The organism is Pseudomonas helleri, assembly GCF_045830615.1.
Lineage (GTDB): Bacteria > Pseudomonadota > Gammaproteobacteria > Pseudomonadales > Pseudomonadaceae > Aquipseudomonas > Aquipseudomonas helleri.
The window spans coordinates 2,851,413-2,873,978 of sequence record NZ_CP174501.1 but is presented as its reverse complement, the minus strand read 5'-3'; the positions used below and the strand labels follow the sequence as shown (position 1 = coordinate 2,873,978).

Annotated in this window: 15 protein-coding genes; 12 read left to right on the top strand and 3 right to left on the bottom strand. The window is 55.5% G+C overall.

Annotated features, from left to right (window positions below; genetic code table 11):
- Positions 1–26 precede the first annotated feature (26 nt).
- From ACJJU9_RS12865 to ACJJU9_RS12855, 3 genes are all read left to right on the top strand, one after another.
- Entirely contained in the window at positions 27–344 is a 318-nt protein-coding gene (locus ACJJU9_RS12865; protein ID WP_407728639.1) for a helix-turn-helix domain-containing protein, read from the top strand.
- Complete coding sequence (locus ACJJU9_RS12860; protein WP_407728638.1) at positions 337–1,596, top strand: type II toxin-antitoxin system HipA family toxin; 1,260 nt, start codon at positions 337–339, stop codon at positions 1,594–1,596. The genes ACJJU9_RS12865 and ACJJU9_RS12860 overlap by 8 nt, the downstream gene beginning before the upstream one ends.
- A 553-nt stretch (positions 1,597–2,149) precedes the next feature.
- The gene (locus tag ACJJU9_RS12855; RefSeq protein ID WP_407728637.1) at positions 2,150–6,070 is read left to right on the top strand and encodes a hypothetical protein; all 3,921 of its coding nucleotides are present in this window, start codon (positions 2,150–2,152) and stop codon (positions 6,068–6,070) included.
- 615 nt (positions 6,071–6,685) lie between these two features.
- On the opposite strand, the gene ACJJU9_RS12850 is transcribed toward ACJJU9_RS12855, so the two are convergent.
- Positions 6,686–7,009 carry a hypothetical protein gene (locus tag ACJJU9_RS12850; RefSeq protein ID WP_407728636.1) on the bottom strand — a complete coding sequence of 108 codons (324 nt, stop codon included), beginning with the start codon at positions 7,007–7,009 and terminating at the stop codon, positions 6,686–6,688.
- A gap of 445 nt (positions 7,010–7,454) precedes the next feature.
- On the bottom strand, positions 7,455–8,369 hold the full coding sequence (locus ACJJU9_RS12845; RefSeq protein WP_153355524.1) for a LysR family transcriptional regulator: 915 nt from the start codon (positions 8,367–8,369) through the stop codon (positions 7,455–7,457).
- A 289-nt stretch (positions 8,370–8,658) separates the two neighbouring features.
- On the opposite strand from ACJJU9_RS12845, the gene ACJJU9_RS12840 reads away from it, so the two are divergent.
- From ACJJU9_RS12840 to ACJJU9_RS12815, 6 genes are all read left to right on the top strand, one after another.
- Positions 8,659–9,675, top strand: coding sequence for a zinc-dependent alcohol dehydrogenase family protein (locus ACJJU9_RS12840; protein WP_407728635.1), 1,017 nt, complete (start codon positions 8,659–8,661; stop codon positions 9,673–9,675).
- Between the two features lie 317 nt (positions 9,676–9,992).
- On the top strand, positions 9,993–11,435 hold the full coding sequence (locus ACJJU9_RS12835; protein ID WP_407728634.1) for a hypothetical protein: 1,443 nt from the start codon (positions 9,993–9,995) through the stop codon (positions 11,433–11,435).
- 157 nt (positions 11,436–11,592) lie between these two features.
- Entirely contained in the window at positions 11,593–13,242 is a 1,650-nt protein-coding gene (locus ACJJU9_RS12830) for a VRR-NUC domain-containing protein (protein WP_407730987.1), read from the top strand.
- Positions 13,239–15,491: an ATP-dependent DNA helicase gene (locus ACJJU9_RS12825; RefSeq protein WP_407728633.1), complete on the top strand. Its 2,253-nt coding sequence runs from the start codon at positions 13,239–13,241 to the stop codon at positions 15,489–15,491. The genes ACJJU9_RS12830 and ACJJU9_RS12825 overlap by 4 nt, the downstream gene beginning before the upstream one ends.
- 51 nt (positions 15,492–15,542) lie before the next feature.
- On the top strand, positions 15,543–15,932 hold the full coding sequence (locus ACJJU9_RS12820; RefSeq protein ID WP_407728632.1) for a RidA family protein: 390 nt from the start codon (positions 15,543–15,545) through the stop codon (positions 15,930–15,932).
- Between the two features lie 16 nt (positions 15,933–15,948).
- Positions 15,949–17,160: an amino acid deaminase gene (locus ACJJU9_RS12815; RefSeq protein ID WP_407728631.1), complete on the top strand. Its 1,212-nt coding sequence runs from the start codon at positions 15,949–15,951 to the stop codon at positions 17,158–17,160.
- 74 nt (positions 17,161–17,234) lie between these two features.
- On the opposite strand, the gene ACJJU9_RS12810 is transcribed toward ACJJU9_RS12815, so the two are convergent.
- A complete protein-coding gene (locus ACJJU9_RS12810; RefSeq protein ID WP_407728630.1) occupies positions 17,235–18,548 on the bottom strand; it encodes an MFS transporter in 1,314 nt (437 codons plus the stop codon).
- A 158-nt stretch (positions 18,549–18,706) separates the two neighbouring features.
- Here ACJJU9_RS12810 and ACJJU9_RS12805 point away from each other — a divergent pair, with 158 nt between their 5' ends.
- From ACJJU9_RS12805 to pssA, 3 genes are all read left to right on the top strand, one after another.
- Positions 18,707–19,804 carry a sugar diacid recognition domain-containing protein gene (locus ACJJU9_RS12805; protein WP_048387652.1) on the top strand — a complete coding sequence of 366 codons (1,098 nt, stop codon included), beginning with the start codon at positions 18,707–18,709 and terminating at the stop codon, positions 19,802–19,804.
- A gap of 120 nt (positions 19,805–19,924) precedes the next feature.
- A complete protein-coding gene (locus tag ACJJU9_RS12800) occupies positions 19,925–21,061 on the top strand; it encodes a glycerate kinase (protein WP_407728629.1) in 1,137 nt (378 codons plus the stop codon).
- A 148-nt stretch (positions 21,062–21,209) separates the two neighbouring features.
- Complete coding sequence (pssA, locus tag ACJJU9_RS12795; RefSeq protein WP_407728628.1) at positions 21,210–22,553, top strand: CDP-diacylglycerol--serine O-phosphatidyltransferase; 1,344 nt, start codon at positions 21,210–21,212, stop codon at positions 22,551–22,553.
- The last annotated feature ends 13 nt before the right edge of the window (positions 22,554–22,566 follow it).

Below are 22,566 nucleotides of genomic sequence, written 5' to 3'. Positions count from 1 at the left end.
GATATTGCACAGACTTGGTACACGCTATGTTGGATTTAAGCTTCAGCAAACCCGGCGAGATCGTTAAGCGCCTTTGCGAACGCTTGCGCACAGAGCGCCTGGCACTGGGCATGACACAAACCGAATTGGCCGGGCGTGCCGGTATCGCTGCTAACACGGTGTCCAACCTTGAGGCCGGACGTAATGTCGGGTTCGAGAATGTGGTCCGGGTGGCAATGGCCTTGGGTCGAGCCAAGGAACTAGAAAGTCTGTTCCTGCCAAAGCTGGAAAGCATTGAGGATATTCGGCGCTACGAAAGCACTGCCAATCGTCAGCGATCCAAGAGGAAATCCAGCAATGCTTGAGCAGGTGAGCGTCTTCTATGAGGGCTGGGGTGAACGGTGGCTATGGGGCACGCTGGTCTCCACGACTGCGCTGACCGGTCGCCCGCTGATTGTATTCGAGTACAGCAACGAAGCCCGGCAAAGGCGCCTGGAACTGTCCTCCTACACACTGCCGTTGGAGAGGGCTCAGTTGCGCCGAGATTTTCCGGGCCACCAACTGCACTTGCCCGGGCCTGTTTACGACTCGCTGCCGGACGGCTGGGGGCTGTTGCTGATGGACCGCATGTTCAGACAGCGCAGGCTTACCACGGCGCGCATAGGTGCTCTGGAGCGGCTGGCCTATATCGGTAGCAATGCGATGGGGGCCATGACATTTCATCCCGTCGCCCCCGAAGGGCAGGAATCTGACGTTCACGTCCCGCTGCAACAGCTTGCCGCCCAAGTGCAGGAAGTGCTTCATGGTCACGGTGGTGAGTTTTTGCAGACATTGCTGCTGGTGGGGGGCTCGCCTCAAGGAGCAAGGCCTAAAGCTCTCGTTTATCGCGACCCCGAAACTGGCGGGTTTACCACGGCTGTCACGCCGGGCTTTGAAGCCTGGTTAGTCAAGTTCCCGGCAAGAGATGAGCATGCCGAGGTATGTGCTATCGAAATGGTCTACGCCGCGTGCCTGCGCAAGTGCGGCATCGACACTCCTGATACGCAGTATTTCAGCCTGCCTGACGGGTTGGCGGCGTTTGCCAGCAAACGCTTTGACCGCCAAGAGGGGCTGCGCATACCTATGCAGAGTCTCGCTGCCTTTACCGGAGCCGATTACAGATCACCTGGGGTACTGGATTACGTCAACTTCTTGCGGGCAACGCAGATGTGTACCAACGACGTGCGAGAAATGGCAGTGGCCTTCGAGCGGGCCGTCTTCAATGTTGCGTTCAACAACAGAGATGACCATCCGAAGAACTTCGCCTACCTCATGTCGCAAAACGGAAAGTGGCGACTGGCGCCGGCTTATGACGTGACCTTCTGCGAAGGACCTGGTGGATATCACCAAATGGATGTACTGGGTGAAGCCCTGTCGATTTCTCGCGCGCAAATGCTTCGGCTCGCTGAGGAAGCCGAAGTGCCTCAGGACGTTGCAGGTAGAGTGATTGACGGCATTTGTAATGTCGCGAGCCAGTTTGCAGCTATCGCTGAGGATCTCTACCCAGGGGCTATTACTCGAGACACCTTGCACACGATCCAAAGCCGCATTGAGCACAATATGGCGCTGCTGTCTTGAGGGGGCCGAATTTTTAATCGAGTTGGAAAGCTGGAGCCTGACGAGACATTTCTCGGCTGTTTAAAGGCTGTCAGGTTTACAATAAATATTTTGACTGGGCTCTATAGCGGTGATTTAAAGTGGTTTTATAAATATTTATGAACCGACTTTACCGCACTCGCAGTGGACTACCAACAGAATACAAATAGGGAATAGGCTAGCCTTGAGTAATTCCGCTCACTTCAGACGATTGGTTAATTCATGCGTAGCAACGTGCTCCACTCGTTTAGCCTCTAAATAATTATGCCACCAACTCATGATCAATTTCGCTCTTCAAGTGGAACTAGAGATAGTGCCCGAAGCCTAAGCCTAGACTGGCTGAGATTGTCGATAAGTTGACTTTATTAAGCATCAGACTCTACCGGGTACGATCCATCACGCCGCGTATGCGGATGCAATTGGTTGGACATATCGCCTAGGGAGATGGCAGTGCGCTATCATTGGGATTCTGGAAGCATGCCAGTCGTCATCGGCTACGAGGGGCGAAGAATTTATAGATAGTCAGGAGACAAGGATGCTCAGGCCTGCATTGGCTTTTTTTCATTCAATTCATGATCGCGGCAGTGACGTGATTCGGCTGGTCATTCGACAGTACAAACGATACACCACGGCGTTGCGCAAGGCGCTGCAAGCGGCGCGGGATTTTTTAAGCGCTCCGGGAGGCACTACAGTCTTTGAACCGCTGACGCCTATTCTGTTAGACCTACCATCGTCGCGTCGTTATGAGCGTGAGTTGTTGAGTGCGCTGAGTAATGATCAGGTGCGTAATATTGCGATAACCGGTGAGTACGGTGCCGGCAAGAGCAGTGTTATTCGGACATTTGTGGATCGGCATCCTGAATTCAACTATGCGTTTATTTCACTAGCCGCCTTTGGCAAGGAGCGGGACTTGGGCGTGGACATCTCGGTCCCCTCGTCGCTCGCGTCTAATGAACAACCCACTCCACGACCGACAGAAAAACAATCCGCGGTACCTTCAAACGACTCCAGCCTCTCAACTAGAATAGAGGAAGCCATCGTTCAGCAGTTGCTGTATGCCGTGCCATCAAAGCAACTGCCCAAAACCCGTTTGAAACGCATCACTCAAGCCTCATTGTCAGTGCTTTGGGCTCACACTGTGTTCTACATTTTGTTGGCGGTGTGTGCCCTAAGGCTGTACGTGCCCGTGGCAGAGAAAACACTCACCATCATCCCTGAGTGGCTACTTGGATGGCTTGCACTGCTTCCGGAAGGGATGGCGATCATCGTGCTCTGTGTGGGTTGCGTGTACCTAGTGTTCTCTGGATTAAGGTTGCTGTCCTCGTTCAGCATTGACGGCTTCACCATCAAAGGTGGGAAGTTGGAAACGACACATCACGGTTCGGTGTTGCATAAAAATGTTGACGAAATTATTTATTGTTTCGAACGCAGTGATATCAATGTGGTGGTGATCGAAGACCTGGACCGCTTTGGCATTCATGATGTGTTCACGCGCTTGCGCGAGATCAATTTCATTATCAAACAGTCACCGCAGATTCGGCGGCGCGTTTATTTTTTGTATGCGCTACGCGATGAGATGTTCGCGGTGGGTGAAAAGACCAAGTTTTTTGACCTGATTATTCCCGTCATACCGGTGGTCAACTCAGAAAACTCACGTGAGAAGATGATAGAACTGCTGCGGCAGCGAAAATTCAACGGGGCGTCGTTAGACGCTGGGTTGAGTCCTCATCTGCTTGAAACCGTGTGTTATTTTATTGATGACATGCGCTTGATCAAACATATCGTCAATGAGTTTGACATGTTCTCCAGCATCTTGAGTGCTGGCTCGGGCTTAAAGCTCAACCCCAACAAACTGTTTGCGATCATTGTGATTCGCAACTTGCACCCAAATGAATATGCCGACTTGGTAAAGCGTTGTGGCGCTATCTACGAAACCGTTCATGGTTTTCGTGAGTGGCGAAGCCAACTGCGCCAAGAGGCCGAAAATGTCTATCAGGCATTGCGAGAGAAGCGCGAGCAGAAGGTAGAGGAGGTAGCTGCTAGTACATCTGAGCTTCGCGCATACGTTTGGTTAGAGTGTCAGAAAAGAGCCGGTAATTTTGGAGCAACACATATTCAGGTGCGCAATGCTAACCGATATACGTTGAGTGAATTCGTCAGTGATGAAGGTTTTGGCGCGATTTTTTCTCAAAGTGCCCAGCTGTTCATGATCGCCGTTGATCAATATGGACGACTTTACGATCAGTCATCCATGGCACTCGACCCGCAGGAGCTTTTGGCTGCAACGACGTACCAAAAACGCTATGACTTGCTCCAAACAACGAAGGGTAGTATTGAAAAAAAGATTTCCGAACAACGTCTGGAGTTGGCCCAGATAAATCGCATGTCCTTTCGCGGTGCGGCCAAAAAAGCCTATGGCGAAGTCATCCTTCAAAAACTGGGGGGCCTAGATATTGTTATTTATCTGATGCGCCACGGCTACCTTGATACCGATTATATGGATTACTTCGGTTACTTTTACCCAGGTTCGCTCACGGCGGAAGATAAAAACTTGATTCTGGGACTCCGCGGCGGCGCCACGCCTGATGTGGCAACAGTCATCAACGACCCCAAGACGGTGGTAGAAAAATTGGATGCCGACGACCTTAGTGATGGAAGGGGCATCATTGCAACTCTGATCGATTACTTGGCTAGCTGTTCTTATACTGAGTCCGGTGGGAACCATGATCGCGAGTTACTCGCGACCATTCTCGGAAGCGGATTCAAAGATGATCTGAGCAGGATGGCGGAGGCTGTCGAGTTGCTGACCCTAGGTCCAAGTTCGAATCACTTTGTTCAAACCATATTTTTACTTGAGCCCAGATTGTTTCGTGCGCTCTTGACGGACGCCGCCCGTTTTGAGCCTGTGCTCTCGAAACAATATCTGGTTAGCGTCATCTGCGACGCGTTGACCGCCGATCAAATGCAGACGCTTGATGATCAGCCTGACACTGAAATTTTGGATGCCATTGAGGGGCTTGAGGATAGCTCGCGCTTGATACCGCGACTTGAGTTGGGGGCGGCGGGCTGGGGTTGGTTAAAGAATTTGCCCCTTAAGTTCAATCGTTTGGGCGACACCTCGACTTTGAACGATTTACAGCAATTGATTACGTGGCGTTGTATCAACTTTAACCTGCACATGCTTTCGCTGATTTGTCAGAAGGGTGAAGCTAAAAAAGCTTCGGACTTACAGAGCACGCCCTCTATCGATAGCTCGAGCGTCAGTTATCGTAGACTAAAGGCGCTGAATATCACGGACCTTGATGAGCAGTTGTTTGAATCGCCGGGCGAGCTAGCAAATGTTTTGTTGAGTCAAGTGGGGCAGTTGGACGAATCATCCGCATCACTTTCAGTACTTTTACGATCGCTTTACGATGCGCTCGAGATAGGCAGTATGTGTCAGCTGTTTGAGCGAACAACTTGCAAGTTTGAGCGTTTGGAGAATGCTCCTCAACTCTTGTGGACGGACGTGCTGTCAACGGATCGAGTATTGATGGAAGTCGACGCCGTATGGGCATATTTCAATAGTGTATTGCTGCCGGTGTCTACCGAGATAGTTCTAAAGCATGCAGACATGGATACATTCGCGGGTTACATCAAGCGCCACTTATTAGCGCTGAATCATGATTTATGGAAAATCAATCAGGCTCGACATTTTGATTTTCAGAGTTATCTCCTAGGTTCATCAGAAGTCGATAACGAAACCCTTGCTGGTCTGTTCGCAGGGCTTACCCTGGATAACCCCGCGATCCTAAGTAGCGCCTTAGGGAAGTTGCCAACAGAGCGATGGGCAATGCTGGCGAGTGCTGAGTTCTTGGCATTTAATCCCGAAATCCGAGAATGTGTACGCGCGCACGACACAAACCTGGAGGTTCCGTATCTCCTCACTCACTGGGGGCAAGCGCGCGAACAAATGGACTTCGGCCAATTGCCTCTAGAAGCATTACTTAGGCTCAGCCAAAGTAGCGTGCCGACACCAGATGACAAAATCAACATGTGGACGGCTGTACCGCTCGGGACGTTTGATAGCTCTAGCATTGCAGCCTCGGAAATTGCCCGGCTTTGCAGTTGGCTCAACGCCGGTACATTGCAATTCCCCGCTTCATTTGCCCCCATACTTAGAAAGCTAATGGCTGAGAATGGATTGTCGTCAGAACAGCGACAGGAAATGCTCATTCAATGTTTAGCGTCCAGCACGTGGGCAGAGGTGGCATCCCTACTTGGACTGCTAGCGGAAGGTTTCGACCGGTTAGCGCCCAATGTGAGAAAGGTTGAGGTCGCGTCCAGTGCAGCCAATCTACGATTGCTTGAGGCATTTAAAGCACGAGGCTTTGTTGGCAGTGTGACGGCGAAAGACGACGTACTAATAGCGCACACACGACCCAGTGAAATGAAAAGCACGGCATTCGCCGAATAGATAGATTTTTTGTCTCTATTATATCAGCGCTATTTATAATGGCGCTGAGAGTACGGCTCGTAAGGAAGTCAATAATGACGCCGTGGTAGACGCTCCATATGAGGCTTTTAAGGTGTCTAGAATTTTCAGGACGATTCAATGCCTAGTCCATCACCGGGCTAGTACTAAAATATTAGGCTTCGTCCAAAGCAATGTTGAGACACTGCAATAATCAGGTAGGTTGACCAGTTCGTGGGTTTTTTAGTGGAGCACTTAAGACGGCTGGAATAGAGTAAAGCCAGCGTTATCTCAAATCCCTAGAAATTATTAATAGTTTGAGGAGTTTTTGTTTTCGCGGATTTCGAAGTTGGTTGATGAAAAAAGAGGGGGAGTGGTTTTGTTAGAAGCTAAGTTTAGCTTGGCTACAAAAGACTACCCCTCCTTGGTTTTATTTTTTCATTGGACAGTTACGGGCATCATGATTGCGGCCGGAGCAAATACTGCATCGTCTTGCATCTGGGCATGTTTGAGCATTATGCCCAGGTTTACTACAAACAGTGCAACGATTAACGTTAGGGCAGTTACGCAGAGTGTGATTGCCTGCACCGCATTGACTACACGACATACATATACCTCTTAATCATTTTCTTGGCGGTTTTTTAAAACGAGATTCGCCGCCATTTTTTCTTCAATCCTGCCTGTGTCGCGCAGTTTCCGTAAGTGGGCATCCGGCAAATCTTGATAGGAATCTTTCAGATCATTTGCTTCACGTACTTTCTTTACTGCCGCTGTACCTGCGTAAAGAACTGAGTTGAACAACCCTTTGCCAAAAAGCTTGGCTCCAGCAAAAGCAGTGTCTTTGGCACCTATCGCTCCAGACACCTCTTGATATGCATCCTTGAGATCGAAATAGAGAGATTGCGATTCTTTTTCCGGTTGTGAATCTTCGTCGCTATCCATTGCTAGCTATCCTGCGAGCTACTAGAAAAATTGATTTTAACCATTCTAATATCATTGCGCCACCAAGAGAGGATTCGACACACCCCAAAATAGGCTGATGTCGAACGTGGCACTGATAGATCTCGAAGACTAGGCCTACCTCCTATCCTTGACGGGAAGGCTAGGGATACTAACCATACGCCCTTATACTGGGATGGCTGGCAAGCTAGCTCTTGTAAAAGTCAACCACAACTTCACCAACAAAGCCTATCAGCGAGCGCCGATACCATCCAGTTTGGGATGGGGGGGCCTACGAACAGTTGAGCTTTGTGAATCAGTGCATTTCAAAGTTGGGTGGGAGGATCAAAAGATCGCGAGACAAGCTTGCTCCTACAACTTCTTTGTAACAGTTGTCGAGCTTTACGAGGCCATGACCCCATGGCTCTGCATAGCAGGAAAACCCGTTTTAAAGACTCTCCGGATCCCCAAAAAACATCTGAATCCTCGACCGCAACCACCGTTCTCCCGGGTCGTTGTCCTGTGCCCCGCGCCAGGCCATGTGCAGTTCAAAGCTTTCTATCTCTAGCGGCGGGTCTTCGGCGCGGACGCCGCCGGCGGCGGTGAGGGCTTCGGCGGTGTAGTCGGGGACCATGGCGACGATGTCGGTGCCCGCCAACAGTGTGCTTAAACCATTGAACTGCGGCACCGCGAGTACCACATGGCGCTTGCGTCCGATTTTTTCCAGTTCGGTGTCGATGTAGCCGCTCAAGTCGCCGGCAAATGAGACCAGTGCGTGGGGCCGCGCGCAAAAGTCGTCCAGGCTCATGGCGCCGGGCATGGTGTCGGCACGCAGTAGTTTGGATCGGCTGCGGCGCAAGACTTTGCGCTTGGCATTGGCGGGCAGGTCGGTGGTGTAGCTGACGCCTACCGAAATCTCTCCCGACGCCAACAGCGGTGGCATGAGGATGTAGTTGACTCGCCGCACCACGAGGACGATGCCCGGGGCTTCTGCGCGCAAGCGCTTAAGCAGCATCGGCAGCAGGGCGAATTCAACGTCATCCGACAAGCCAATACGAAACACCGAGGTGCTGGTGGCCGGGTCGAACTCTGAAGCACGGCTGACGGCGGTGGAGATGGAGTCGAGTGCCGGTGACAGCAGCGCGAAAATCTCTATCGCCCGCGCTGTGGGCTCCATGCTGCGGCCGGTACGCACGAACAAGGGGTCGTCAAACAAATTGCGCAGGCGTGACAAGGCCGCACTGATGGCCGGCTGCCCCAGAAAAAGCTTTTCGGCGGCACGGGTCACACTGCGTTCATGCATCAGGGTTTCGAAGACGATCAGCAAGTTCAGATCGACGCGACGCAAGTCGTTACGGTTCATCTGGCGGGATTCACTGAAGGGTCAACGGAAAGTCAGGTAATGGATCTTACTGGCAAAGTTCATAAATCGTCACTCGGTAGATTGCCTTTCTTGGATTGAGGAGGCGTGTTTCAGGGCTTATAGGCGGCAATTAGAAGGTTTTTTGCGGCGCAGTTCACGGCTTTTCACGGCTAAAAAAACGCGCCGGATCAATGACAGGCATGTCGACTATTAATGCTGTCTGTTAGTCTTGCGCACAAAGCCCGGATAAAGTCCCGTGGTATTAGCGATTAATAAGGCGAGGTTTGTGATGTCGCGCACGATCCGTTTTCACAAGTTTGGGCCAGCAGAGGTGCTCAAGTGCGAAGAGCACCCGGTCGCTGTGCCTGCGCCTGGCGAAGTGCAGGTGCGTGTCGAGGCGATAGGTATCAGTTGGTATGACGTGCTCTGGCGCCAGAACCTGGCGCCAAGCCCGGCGCGTTTGCCGGCGGGTATCGGCCACGAAATGGCTGGCATTGTTACTGCCGTGGGTGAGGGCGTTGATGACTTGGCGGTGGGCGATAAGGTGGCGAGTTTCCCGGCCGAGAGCGCCAACGCGTATCCAACCTACGGTGAGCTGATCCTGATGCCGCGCTCAGCACTCACCCGTTATCCGGATATTTTGACCCCGGTGCAGGCCAGCACCCATTACACCCCGCTGTTGATAGCCTATTTCGCCTATGTCGATCTGGCGCGTATCAAGCCGGGTCAATCGGTATTGATTACCGATGCCAGCCACTGCGCTGGCCCTTCATTTGTGCAGTTGGGCAAAGCGTTGGGGGCGCAGGTCATCGCTGCGACCAAAGAAAGTGAAGAGCGCGAATACCTGCTGGGCCTGGGTGCCGATCACGTCATCGTGACCGAAGAGCAGGACCTGCTGATGCAGGTCAACAAGATTACCGACAGCCGAGGCGTGGACGCCGTATTTGATGGCCTGGGTGGTCCGCAAATGTCAGTACTGGGTGACGTGCTGGCACCTCGCGGCAGCCTGGTGCTCTACGGTCTGCAAGGTGGCAACCAGACGCGTCTGCCAGCCTGTGCCTGTTTTCAGAAGAATATTCAGTTTTTTGTGCACTGCATCGGTAACTTCACTGGCAAGCCGGAGTTGGGCATTGACCAGGACGTTGAGGCCATCCAGCGCGCCCTGCGTGAAATCAACCAGTTAACCGCCGACAGGGTGTTGCTGCCTCTGGACGTAAAAGTGTTCCCCTTCGATAAGTTCGTTGAAGCCCATCGCTACATGGACGATTGCCCATGCCGCGGACGTGTGGCACTGGAACTGGGGTAATTTTAAGCCTACAGACTGACTGCAGTTGCAAACAGCCTGCCCTTGAACCTTGAGTTCAAGGGCATTTTTGTTGCGCATGAATAAACATGGGCCTGCTTTTGTTTATTGAATAGTGATGCTGGCAGTTTTTAATGTCGGGCATCAATTCGTTTAGATTTTTCCAAACTGGAAAAATATTCTTTTGTGTGTGTTTTATGTGTAGGTGAATTCCTATGCATATGTGGGTCGCATCTGTTATGAGGTGAACCTATTAGGTAACGGTGTGCTTGGCGCTGAGGGCTGTCGATAATACAGCGGTCGAACTGGAGGAATAGCCCATGAGCAACTTTCATGAACAAGCCATGCATTTTGTTTATCAACAAGTTCTACACCGGCTGCTGGGGTTTTTTAGTCGTCCCGAGCGCATTGCGTTGCAACTGTTGGTTCAACGCATATTAGTCGCCGCAGGAGGACTGGAACGGATTGGAAGTTATCGGGTCATGGTGGTCCATGAAGGCGGCAAAGAATGCGCTTACACCTTGGCTTTTTTACGTGCAGCCCAACTGAGTATTGCCGGTCGTACCCCCGAAACATTTACTTTGCGTATTGCCGTATTGCGTCAGCCTCGTGTCACGACCAATGTCATGGCGCGAATACAGACACAATGCAATGAGTTGTTTGTGTATGACGATCCCACAGTGGAACTGCTGCTGGTGGATGAGACGCAAGTCAGGCGGTTGGACAAGCACATACCGGTAGCCTTTGAGCGCTTGGCGTCGGTCATGGATCGCACACAAATACTGATGGCAGGGCATCTCTCGGAAGCTGCGCCCCGAGCGACGTTCTTTTATGCCGATCTGCTGTCACGGGCCAAGCTTTACCGGCGCGCCTGCGAATGGGGTGGGCACGTTGATGCGTTAATTGATCGCCGCCCGCCTGAACACTTGGGTGAATACACTCGATGGATACGGCAGGTAGCCCTTAAACAGGGGCATGCGGCTAATGCTCTGTATGCCCAAGACTTTGAAAGTGCAGTTAAATTATGTTCAAAACTGGATGATGACTTTAAACACTGGTTGCGTCTTCCTGTGCCGTTGAATCTGTTGGGGGCACACAGCGCAGACAGCGAAATTAATATTATCAACGTCTTTGATTGCCTCTCTTATGAAGTCGATATGCTGCATTCGCAAGTGCTGATGTTTGTAGAAGGCTCTTGGAATGTAAAGGTGTTGGATGTTGAGGAACCCCAGGCTGCTGTTGTTTTATTATCGGCGCACATACAGGGCATTCGTGGTGTCTGTCACTGCGGGGATGAGTACCATGTTGGAGTGCAAGATTTCTTGCGCAAGGCCAGCGCCGACAATCAAACTAACGAACGCTATAAAGGTCAGGTGATTAAAAAGTTGGGCGGCAGTTTTAATACGCCAAAGCGCATAGAAAGACTACGGCAAACCATTACTCACTATCTGGCCGAACTTCATGGCATGACCGATGAACATCTGATCTGCGCTCTGTACTCACCGTTTGTGGATCAGGCAAGCGGCCTCGAAGTGTTTTTACAACAACGTCATCCCGAAAAACTCCATGTACGCAATGACTTGCGACAGACCCTGATGGAGGAAAATGCCGCGTCTGAGGCTGATGTAAAGTGGCTTGAATCTGTCAGCGGGCTACCTGTGTCATCACTTCGTGTGCTGTTTGGTATGTCAAAAACAGACTTCTCAGCCGGTAAGTCCTTGATTGCCGCACTGTGGATGTATGACCCAGACAAGCAGCTCTGAGGTTCAACCGTAAATCTGAAGCCGCTGCCTGGTCCCGGGTCAGCGGCTACCACACGGGAACTTCCCGGCCGCTCATCCAATAGGGTTTGCCAGCCGGGTAGGCGAACTGCTATCTGTATGCATAACCAGTAACCTAAGCCAGTGGTTTGTTGTGCCTGTGATTTCTGATCCCCTACAAGACCCGTTTTACTACCTCAAAAACTTTCAGCATGTACTCGCCTGGGTTGCTGCCCGGTATGAGGATGTCCTGAGCCCTGAAGAACAGCAATTTATTGCCGGTTTTGGCCAGTTGCCAACGCCCTCACAAGCGCTGTGGGTGCGAATGGTGATGCGTAAAGGCGCGCATTTTCGCGCGAGCAAGCTCAGTTATGCAGAAATAGGTGATATCCGCTCTGCTGCGCGGCCTTTGGTGGAGGGCGGCTGGGTGAATGATCAGGCGCCCTTGGTACTGGCCGAGGTGTTTGAGGTCTTGACCAAGCCCGAGATTCTTGGCTGTTTCAGTGCGCACATCACCCAGCCCAAGGGTAAAAAGACCGCGTGGCTGGAGGATCTTGCAGCCGATTTCCCTCATCAACAAAGTTTCAATAAATGGCATCCCGCACTGGATGAACAGCTCTACACCCTCAATTACCGGGACTTGAGCGATCGTTTGCGACTGATGTTCTTTGGCAACCTGAGCCAAGGCTGGCCGGATCTGGTACTGGCTGACCTGGGGCTGTTTAACTACGAAACCGTGGCGTTCAGCCCGGAATCACGCGCCTTGCGCTGCCGGGCCGATATTGATGGCTACCTGCACCTCCACGCCTGCCGTGAGGCGTTTGAAGCGGGTGGCGATGTGCAGGACATACAGGGCAGGGTGCTCGACTACCACACTGATAACCGCTGGCTGCAACGCCGTCGGGCGCGTTTGTTGTTTCAAATCGGCCAGTTCCACGAGCGGGCAGGGCAGTTGGCCCTGGGTTTACGGGTCTACCGTGACAGCCAGCACCCTGAGGCGCGTTTGCGCATGGTTCGGGTGCTTGAGCTGCTGGGTGAGTTTGAACAAGCCATGGCGTTGACCGAGCCCGATGCGGATGCGCCTTTTACCGACGCTGAGCAACAGCAATTGCTGCGCATGCTGCCCCGTTTGCGCCGCAAGCTGGGCCTGGCGGCGCTGGAACGACCCAAGGCGCAACCGATCGAGCGCCTGGACCTGAGCCTTGATCGCGATGAACCCCTGTCGGTCGAGTTCAAAGTGGTCAACCACCTGCAAGCGCCTGAAACACCGGTTTACTACGTCGAAAATACCTTGATCAACGGTCTGTTCGGCTTGCTGTGCTGGCCGGCGATTTTCACACCGCTGCCGGGTGCGTTTTTTCACCCTTATCAAAGCGGCCCGGCCGATTTGCTCGATCAAGATTTCTTTTCCAGGCGTGCAGACTTGTTCGACGCCTGCCTGGCGCAGTTGGACAGCCTGCAATACCAACACACCATACGCGCCACCTACGCCGCCAAGTTCGGCGTGCAGTCACCTTTTGTGGCCTGGGACTATGTCAGCCAAAGCCTGCTGGACGATGCCTTGCTGTGCTTGCCGCCTGAACATTTGAAAGTCTGGTTCAAGCGTTTGTTGCAAGACATCAAAACCAATCGTGCCGGCATGCCTGACCTGATTCAGTTCTGGCCCGCGCAAAAGGCTTACCGCATGATCGAAGTCAAAGGCCCCGGTGACCGCCTGCAAGACAACCAGCTGCGCTGGCTCGCGCTGTGCGAGCAACATCAGATGCCGGTCACGGTGTGTTACGTGCAATGGCAGGACCTGAGCCCTTGAGTTATCGCGTGGCAGTGCGCGCCTTGTGCGAGTTCACGGCCAAGGTCGGCGACCTTGACTTGCGATTTACCCCGTCGCCCACGGCCCAGCAGGGTATTGCCGGGCATCGTACGGTGGCTTCACGGCGCAGTGCCGGGTATCAAACCGAGGTGAGCCTTGAAGGGCAGTACCAGAGCTTGACCGTGCGCGGTCGTGCCGACGGTTACGACCCGCAAGGTAATGTGCTTGAAGAGGTAAAAACCTTTCGCGGCGACTTTGCCTCGATCCCCGCCAACCATCGGCAATTGCACTGGGCTCAGGCCCGGGTGTATGGCTGGCTGCTGTGTCAAAGCCTGCAACTGCCCCAGGTGAATCTGGCGCTGGTGTACTTCGATATCGTTAGCGAGAAAGAAACACGAGTCGAAGAAACCTGGAAGGCCGCCGACCTCGAACAGTTCTTCAATCAGCAATGCTCGCTGTTCCTGAACTGGGCCGAACAAGAGATGCGCCATCGTCAGGCCCGTGATGAGGCGGCGCAGCAGTTGGCATTCCCCCATGCGCAATTTCGTACCGGGCAACGCAGCCTGGCAGAGGCCGTGTATAAAACCGCCAGCGGCGGTCGTTGCCTGATGGCCCAGGCACCCACCGGCATCGGCAAAACCATAGGCACCTTGTTCCCCTTGATCAAGGCCATGCCCAAGCAACAACTCGACACGCTGATGTTCCTGACCGCCAAGACGCCCGGCCGCAAATTGGCGCTGGATGCTGCACAAGTGCTGTACCCGGTGGGCTCGCAGAGCCCGTTTCGCGTGCTGGAACTGGTGGCGCGGGACAAGGCCTGTGAGTACCCCGAAAACGCCTGTAATGGCGATTCCTGTCCGTTGGCCAAGGGTTTTTATGATCGCCTGCCCGCTGCGCGTCAGGCGGCCGTTGCCCAGTCACCGCTGGACCAGCAGACACTGCGCAACGTCGCCCTGGACCATCAGGTGTGCCCGTACTTCCTGAGCCAGGAAATGGCCCGCTGGGCTGATCTGGTGATTGCCGATTACAACTACTATTTCGACTTTACGGCCTTGCTCTACGGCCTGGCCCAAGCCAATCAATGGCGGGTCGCGACGCTGGTCGACGAAGCCCATAACCTGGTGGAGCGGGCGCGCCAGATGTACAGCGCCAGCCTCGATCAACACACCCTCAACAGCGTTCGGCAAAACGCTCCGGCGCCGCTCGACAAGTCGTTCAAGCGCCTCAATCGTGAATGGAATGCGCTGCACAAGGAACAAAACGGGCCTTATCAAGTGCATCCGCAACTGCCGGCTAAATGGCTCAGCGCGTTGTCGGGCTGTATAACGGCAATCGGTGACTACCTCAACGATCATCCGCAAGGGCTGACCGGCAACCTGCAAGCCTTCTATTTCGAAGCCCTGCAGTTCAACCGGGTCGCAGAGCTGTTTGACCAGCACTTTTTGTTCGACGTCAGCGTGCGCGATGCTGGCCGGCGACGTGTGTCACAGCTCAACCTGCGCAACATTGTCCCAGCGGGATTCATCGGCCCGCGCCTGGCCAGCGCGCAAAGTAACGTTTTGTTTTCTGCCACCCTGAGCCCGCGCCCTTACTACGCCAACCTGCTGGGGTTGCCTGCCGATACGGTCTGGATCGATGTCGAATCGCCGTTCAGTGCACAGCAACTCAAAGTGCAGGTTGTCAGCCAGATCTCGACCCGCTATGTGCACCGCGAAGCGTCCCTGGCGCCTATCGTCGAATTGATCGCGGCCCAGTTCGCGCAACGCCCCGGCAACTATCTGGCGTTTTTCAGCAGTTTTGACTACCTGCAACAGGTTGCAGAGTTGCTCGCCGAACGCCATCCGCAGGTGCCGCAGTGGTTGCAATCACGACGCATGGACGAAGCCGCGCGCCAAGGCTTTCTTGATCAATTCACCTTGGCCAGCCAAGGGGTAGGTTTCGCGGTGCTGGGCGGTGCGTTTGGCGAGGGCATCGACTTGCCGGGCGCGCGGCTGATCGGTGCATTTGTCGCCACCCTTGGGCTGGCGCAATTGAACCCGGTCAATGAGCAAATCAAACAGCGCATGGCCGGGCTGTTTGGCGCGGGGTATGACTACACGTATCTCTATCCTGGCCTGCAAAAAGTCGTCCAGGCCGCCGGGCGCGTGATCCGTACCCAAAGCGACCAAGGCACGCTGTTCTTGATCGATGACCGCTATGCCGAGCCCAAGGTGCAGCAACTGCTGCCCGGTTGGTGGCAATTGGGCTGATGGCGTGGCGTGTGCCACACTGCCTGCCTGTTCACTAACCGAGCCCTGCTTATGAGCATCAAACGTTACGGTACTGGCGCTGTGGGCGCCGGTGGTCAACCCTTGCCATTTGCCCGCGCTGTAGAGGCCGATGGCTGGCTGCACGTGTCGGGTCAGGTGGCCATGGAAAACGGTGAAATCATCAACGGCGGGATTGTTGAGCAAACCCACAAGACCATGCAAAACCTCATCGCGATTCTCGAAGAAGCCGGTTACGGCCTGGAAGATGTGGTGCGTGCCGGAGTCTGGCTGCAAGACCCGCGTTATTTCTGGAGCTTCAACAAGGTCTTTGCGTCGTATTTCAAAAGCGAACATGCCCCGGCCCGCGCCTGCGTTCAGGCCATGATGATGGTCGATTGCAAGGTCGAGATCGACTGCATCGCCTACAAAGCCAAGGTCTGACACACGAGGTATACCGATGCCACTCAATACTGCGCTGGTGCCAAAGGGCGCTGGCAAACGTGCCGACAATCTGCTGCGTGACGTGAGCTTGCCTGCGCTGGTGATCCACCGTGCGGCGCTGGAACATAACATTCGCTGGATGCAGGACTTCGTGACCCGCAGCGGCGCAGTGCTGGCCCCCCACGGCAAAACCAGCATGGCCCCGGCCTTGTTTCGCCGCCAGTTGGAGCAGGGCGCCTGGGGCATTACCTTGGGCACTGCGGTGCAAACCCGTGCGGCCTATGCCGCCGGCGTACGCCGCGTGCTGATGGCCAACCAGTTGGTGGGTCAGCCGAACATGGCACTGATAGCCGAGCTGCAAACGGACCCGGCGTTCGAGTTCTACTGCATGGTGGATCACCCGGACAACGTCGCGGCCTTGGGCGCGTTCTTTGCCGAGCGCGGCCAGCGTCTCAACGTGATGATCGAGTACGGCGTGGTTGGCGGGCGTTGCGGCTGTCGCACAGAGGAGCAAGTGCTGGCTTTAGCGGCGGCGATCAACGCCCAGCCAGCGCTGGCGTTGACTGGCATCGAAGGCTACGAAGGGGTGATTCGTGGTGACACAGCGATCAGCGAGATTCGTGCTTTTGCAGCGTCGCTGGTGCGTTTGGCCCTGCATCTGCAAAAAGACGGCGCCTTTGCCCTCGATAAACCGATTATCACGGCGTCGGGGTCTGCCTGGTATGACTTGATTGCCGAAGCGTTCGCCGCCGAGTCGGCCAGCGGGCGATTCCTCAGCGTGCTGCGCCCCGGCAGCTACGTGGTTCACGATCACGGCATTTACAAAGAGGCGCAATGCTGCGTGCTGGATCGGCGCAGCGATCTGCACGAAGGTCTGCGTCCGGCGCTGGAAGTCTGGGCCCACGTGCAATCGCTGCCCGAGCCGGGCTTTGCCGTTGTTGCCTTGGGCAAACGTGATGTGGCCTACGATGCGGGCTTGCCGATGCCGCTAAAACGTTACCGCGAAGGCGTAGTGCCTGCGTTTGGCGATAACGTCAGCGAATGCCGGGTCACCGCCGTGATGGATCAGCATGCCTTTATGACCGTTGCTCCAGGCATTGAGCTGACCATCGGCGACATCATCAGCTTTGGTACTTCACATCCGTGCCTGACCTTCGACAAATGGCGCGTCGGTTGCCTGGTAGACGAGCTGTTCAACGTGGTTGAACAGCTGGATATCGAGTTCTAACCCGTAGGAGCGAGCTCGCCTCGCGATCTTTTGATCTTAAAAATCAAAAAGATCGCGTGGCAACGTTATGAACATCAAGCGTTGGTCATGCCCCGGGTCATGCGCAAGGCCAGCAGGCTGCCACCGACAATCACGGCAGCCAGCATGTACAAGGCCACGTCCGTAGAGCCGGTCGCATCTTTGACAAAACCGACCAGGTAAGGGCTCAAGAAGCCCGCCATCTGCCCCATCGAGTTAATCAAGGCCAGGCCACCCGCTGCGGCACCGGCGCTGAGCAGGGCGGTCGGCACCGGCCAGAACATCGGCAGGCCGGTCAATGCGCCCATGGTCGCGATGGTCAGGCCCAAAATCGCAATGGCCGGTTGGGTGGCGAAGTTGACCGCAATGATCAGCCCGATTGCCCCCATCAGCATCGGCACCACCAAGTGCCAGCGCCGCTCTTTGCGCAGGTCGGCAGAACGGCCTACCAGCAGCATGAATACTGCTGCCAGCAAGTAGGGGATGGCGCTGATCCAGCCAATGACCAGGGCGTCATTGAAGCCCAGGTTTTTGATGATCGACGGCAGCCAGAAGTTGATCGCGTACACGCCACTCTGAATGCAGAAGTAAATCAAGCCAAACGCCCAGATGGCCGGGTTCTTGAACACCGCCAGCAGCGAATCAGTTGCCGTGGAGGGCCGGTTGGCGGCGTCCAGTTGATGGTCGGCTTCCAGTACTGCGCGCTCGTGGGCGCTCAGCCATTTGGCATTGGCGAAGCTGTCGCTCAACAGGAAAATCGCCAGGCCACCCAGCAGCACGGTCGGAATCCCTTGCAGCAGAAACATCCACTGCCAGCCTGCCAGACCACCCTGGCCCGCCGCGAAGTGGCTGAGAATCCACCCGGAGAAAGGCCCGCCGAGCAATCCGGACACCGGAATGGCCGACATAAACAACGCCATGATGCGACCACGGCGGAAGGTCGGGAACCACTGCGAGAGGTACAGCACCACGCCGGGGAAGAAGCCGGCTTCGGCGGCGCCGGTGAGTAGACGCAGGCCGTAGAACTGAGTTGGCGTGGTGACGAACATCAGGCAGGTCGAGAGCAGGCCCCAGGTGATCATCATCACCGCAATCCAGCGCCGTGGGCCGAAGCGGGTCAGCGCCAGATTGCTCGGTACGCCGCAGAGCACATAGCCGATAAAGAAAATACCGGCGCCCAGGCCGTATACGGTTTCGCTGAACTTGAGTGCGTCGAGCATCTGCAGCTTGGCAAATCCAACGTTGACCCGGTCGAGGTAGTTGAATAGGTAGCAGATGAAGATAAAGGGGATCAAACGCAGGGTGATGCGCTTGTAGATGGCGTTTTTGTCGTCATCGCTGGTCAGCGTCGTGTTGGCGCTCTGTGACATCTTTTGTCTCTCTTTATTATGTTTTTTCACGATCCGAGGTTAACGTTGATCGCTGCATGAGTCTCGGTCACCTCGGCGTTGCTGTCTTTGTGCCAATGCACAGTCTTTTGGCCAGCCGCCTGTGCCCATGAACAAATGTTTCCAAGGATTGTCACCCCATGTTTGAACTGGATCATGATCTGGCGCAGGACATCGTTGATCGAGCGATGGCCATTTTGCCGTACAACGTAAACGTGATGGACAGCCAGGGCCTGATTCTAGGCAGCGGTGAGCCAGAGCGCATTAATACACGGCACGAAGGTGCACAACTGGTCCTGGCCAACGGACGGGTGGTCGAGATTGACACGCAAACGGCCAAGCACCTCAAAGGCGTGCAGCCGGGTATCAACCTGCCGTTATTGCTCGACCAGCGCCTGATTGGCGTGCTCGGGCTGACCGGCGAGCCAGAACTGTTGCGCACCTATGCCGAGCTGGTGCGCATGACCGCTGAAATGCTCGTGGGCCAGCGTCACCAGCAGGCAGAGCAACAATGGCGGCGGCAGCGTTGCGATGACCTGGTGGCTTTATTGCTCAGTGATGCGGGCGACTCGCCCCGGCTGATTGATGAAGCCCAACAGTTAGGGCTTAAGCCACAGCTATCACGCATTCCGTTTTTGTTTGAACTGGGTTCCGGGCAAAGCGCCGAAGCCTTGAGCGCCTGGTTGCAGGCTCGCTACCCGGACAGCTGGTGCGTAACCCCGGCCACCGGTTCGTTGTTGTGGTGTCGCCCCTCGACCACCGTGCTGGATGACGTGCGCTTGCTTGAACGCCTTGATGGCCTGGGCTGGAACGTCTTGCGCGTTGCCGCAGGCGGTCAGGCTGATGGCTTGAAGGGTTTGCGCCGCTGTTATCGACGGGTCGGGGACTTGCTGGCTTATGGGCGGGATGTGTTGCCACAGACCCGTGTCTTGACGCTCAACCGTTATCGCTTGCCGGTGATGTTGTGGCGCCATCGCAACGATGATGCTCTCGAAGAGCTGTTGGGGCCGCTGCACAAAGTGGTGGCCAAAGACAGTAACGGCCAACTGATTTCAACCTTGCGCAGTTGGTGCGAACACGACGGCCAGAGCCAGCCATGTGCCGATGCGCTGGGCATCCACCGCAACAGCCTGCGCTACCGCATGGAGCGTATTGCCGAGTTGAGCGGGGTCGATCCGTTAAGCCTCAATGGCATGCTGGCGCTGTACCTGGGGGTGCAATTGCTGCCACACAGCTAGCTTGCACAGCTACGGTTGTAGAAATGAACAACAAACCCTGTGATTGCTTGTGCACCAGACCGGCGTGTTTGCAGCTGATTACTGGCAGCATGGAAGGCATAAGAACTGGAGATTCGCCCCATGAAAATCGTGATTGCCCCCGACTCGTTCAAAGACAGCCTGAGCGCTGAAAAAGTCGCCGATGCCATTGCTGCCGGATTCAGCGATGTGCTGCCGGATGCGCAGTTGATCACGTGCCCCATGGCCGATGGTGGCGAAGGGACGGTAGATGCGATTGTCGCCGCCGGTAACGGGCAACTGCGACGTAATCGCGTGCAAGGCCCTTTGGGTGCTGCGGTCGAGGCCAACTGGGGCTGGCTGCCAGACAGCCGCACCGCAATTATTGAAATGGCCGAGGCCAGCGGCTTGCAGTTGGTCGCCCGCAGTGAGCGCGACGCCTGCATCAGCAGCACGTACGGTACCGGCGAGTTGATCAAGGCCGCGCTGGATGCCGGAGCCCGGCGCATCATCCTGGCCATCGGCGGCAGCGCCACCAACGACGCCGGTGCCGGTGCCCTGCAAGCGTTGGGTCTGGGTTTGTACGATGCCCAGGACCAACCTCTGGACCATGGTGGCCTGGCCTTGGCCAACGTCGCACGCATTGACCTGGCTGGTCTGGACCCGCGTTTGAATGACGTGCGTTTTGAAATCGCGGCAGACGTCAACAACCCGCTGTGCGGCGAGCATGGCGCGTCCGCCATTTTTGGACCGCAAAAGGGCGCCTCGCCTGAGCAAGTGCGCCTGCTGGATCAAGCCCTCGGGCACTTTGCCGATCAGTGCGCCAAGATCTTGCCCAAGGATGTGCGTGATGAGCCGGGTTCGGGTGCTGCGGGCGGGCTTGGTTTTGCCGCAAAAGCCTTCTTTGGCGCGCAATTTCGTGCCGGGGTCGAGGTGGTCGCCGAGTTGGTTGGTTTGTCCGAAGCGGTCAAGGGCGCAGACCTGGTGATCACCGGGGAAGGGCGTTTTGATGCGCAGACCCTGCGTGGCAAAACCCCGTTTGGTGTTGCCCGTATCGCCCAGGCCCACGGCGTGCCAGTGGTGGTTTTGGCCGGTACGTTGGGCGATGGCTATCAGGCCCTTTATGCCCATGGCATCCACGCTGCCTTCGCCTTGACCAGCGGCCCGATGAGCCTCGAAGACGCCTGCGCCCAGGCTGCGCAATTGCTCACCGACCGCGCCCGCGACATCGCCCGTTTGTTGACCTTGCGCTCCCTGTAACCGCTACCGGCCCTCTGTAGGAGCGAGCTTGCCTCGCGATCTTTTGATCTTTAAAAAGATCGCGAGGCAAGCTCGCTCCTACAGTTAATGCAGTTGCCAAGAATCGTGTAAGCTGTGCGGTCTTTTGCATTCGACCCTTGCGAGCCCTATGCCGTCGCTCTTCAAACGTTCCTTGTTGCCCAAACTGCGCAGTTTTCCATTGTCTGCCGATGCGTTCAGCATTTTGCCCAGCGCTGCCGAGTTCCGGCGCAGCCTGCTGGCGCATATCGCTGGCGCTCGTCATCGGATCACGCTGGTGGCCTTGTACCTGCAACAGGACGAAGCCGGTCAGGAAATTCTCGACGCCTTGCACGCTGCCAAAGCGGCACGTCCTGAACTTGAAATTGCGGTGGTGGTTGACTGGTTGCGGGCACAACGCGGGCTGATTGGCGCGGGCAAGCAGCCCGGCAACGCGGCCTGGTATCAGGCACAAACGGCGGCTCACGACAGCGAGGTGCCGATTTACGGCGTGCCGGTGCAAACCCGTGAACTGTTCGGGGTGCTGCACCTCAAGGGCTTTATTGTCGACGATTGCGTGATCTACAGCGGCGCCAGCCTGAACAACGTGTATTTGCACAAGCTGGACAAGTACCGCTACGACCGTTATCACGTGCTGCACAACAAGGCACTGGCGGATTCCATGCAGCACTTTGTGCAGCATGACTTGATTGAAGCCAAGGCCGTGCACCGTCTGGATCTGCCGTCATTGCCGACAACGCGCAGCCTGCGCAGCGCCATCGGCAACTTGCGCAGCCACCTGAAAAAAGCCAGTTACGACACCACACACGGCACGGTCGGGCACTTTGGCCTGTCCGTCAGCCCGCTGCTGGGCGTTGGCAAAAACAACCCGCTGAACCGGGTAGTGTGCGAGCTGATTGCCAGCAGCCAGCAGCAATTGACCATTTGCACGCCGTATTTCAACTTGCCATTGCCCGTCACCCGCGAGATCAACCGTGCGCTGGAGCGTGGGGTGAAGATCGACATCGTGGTCGGTGACAAGACTGCCAACGACTTCTATATCCCGCCGAGTGAACCGTTCAGGGTGATCGCGGCGTTGCCTTACCTGTACGAACTGAGCTTGCGCCGTTTTGCCAAAAGCCATCAGCGCCAGATCGACAGCGGCTTGCTCAACCTGCACCTGTGGCGTGACGGTGACAACACCTATCACCTCAAAGGCATGTGGGTTGATGACCGCTACACCTTGCTGACCGGCAACAACCTTAACCCGCGAGCGTTCCGCCTGGACCTGGAAAACGGCCTGCTGATCGACGACCCGCGTCGCGAATTGCTCGAACCCCGGCGCAAGGAACTGGAAGCGATCTTCGCCCACACCCAGCGCATCGATCACTTCAAAGATCTTGATACCCTGACGGACTACCCGCCCGCCGTGGCCAAGTTCCTGCGCCGCGTCAGCCGGGTTCGAATCGAACGTCTGTTGTACAGGATTCTTTGAATCCAGCGGTCAG

What these genes read in the sequence shown, in the direction of transcription:
- ACJJU9_RS12835 (WP_407728634.1), top strand. Translation starts at nt 9,993, where the DNA reads ATGAGCAACTTTCATGAACAAGCCATGCATTTTGTTTATCAACAAGTT.
- ACJJU9_RS12840 (WP_407728635.1), top strand. Translation starts at nt 8,659, where the DNA reads ATGTCGCGCACGATCCGTTTTCACAAGTTTGGGCCAGCAGAGGTGCTC.
- ACJJU9_RS12865 (WP_407728639.1), top strand. Translation starts at nt 27, where the DNA reads ATGTTGGATTTAAGCTTCAGCAAACCCGGCGAGATCGTTAAGCGCCTT.
- ACJJU9_RS12850 (WP_407728636.1), bottom strand. Translation starts at nt 7,009, where the DNA reads ATGGATAGCGACGAAGATTCACAACCGGAAAAAGAATCGCAATCTCTC.
- ACJJU9_RS12860 (WP_407728638.1), top strand. Translation starts at nt 337, where the DNA reads ATGCTTGAGCAGGTGAGCGTCTTCTATGAGGGCTGGGGTGAACGGTGG.
- pssA (WP_407728628.1), top strand. Translation starts at nt 21,210, where the DNA reads ATGCCGTCGCTCTTCAAACGTTCCTTGTTGCCCAAACTGCGCAGTTTT.
- ACJJU9_RS12855 (WP_407728637.1), top strand. Translation starts at nt 2,150, where the DNA reads ATGCTCAGGCCTGCATTGGCTTTTTTTCATTCAATTCATGATCGCGGC.
- ACJJU9_RS12815 (WP_407728631.1), top strand. Translation starts at nt 15,949, where the DNA reads ATGCCACTCAATACTGCGCTGGTGCCAAAGGGCGCTGGCAAACGTGCC.
- ACJJU9_RS12805 (WP_048387652.1), top strand. Translation starts at nt 18,707, where the DNA reads ATGTTTGAACTGGATCATGATCTGGCGCAGGACATCGTTGATCGAGCG.
- ACJJU9_RS12810 (WP_407728630.1), bottom strand. Translation starts at nt 18,548, where the DNA reads ATGTCACAGAGCGCCAACACGACGCTGACCAGCGATGACGACAAAAAC.
- ACJJU9_RS12845 (WP_153355524.1), bottom strand. Translation starts at nt 8,369, where the DNA reads ATGAACCGTAACGACTTGCGTCGCGTCGATCTGAACTTGCTGATCGTC.
- ACJJU9_RS12820 (WP_407728632.1), top strand. Translation starts at nt 15,543, where the DNA reads ATGAGCATCAAACGTTACGGTACTGGCGCTGTGGGCGCCGGTGGTCAA.
- ACJJU9_RS12800 (WP_407728629.1), top strand. Translation starts at nt 19,925, where the DNA reads ATGAAAATCGTGATTGCCCCCGACTCGTTCAAAGACAGCCTGAGCGCT.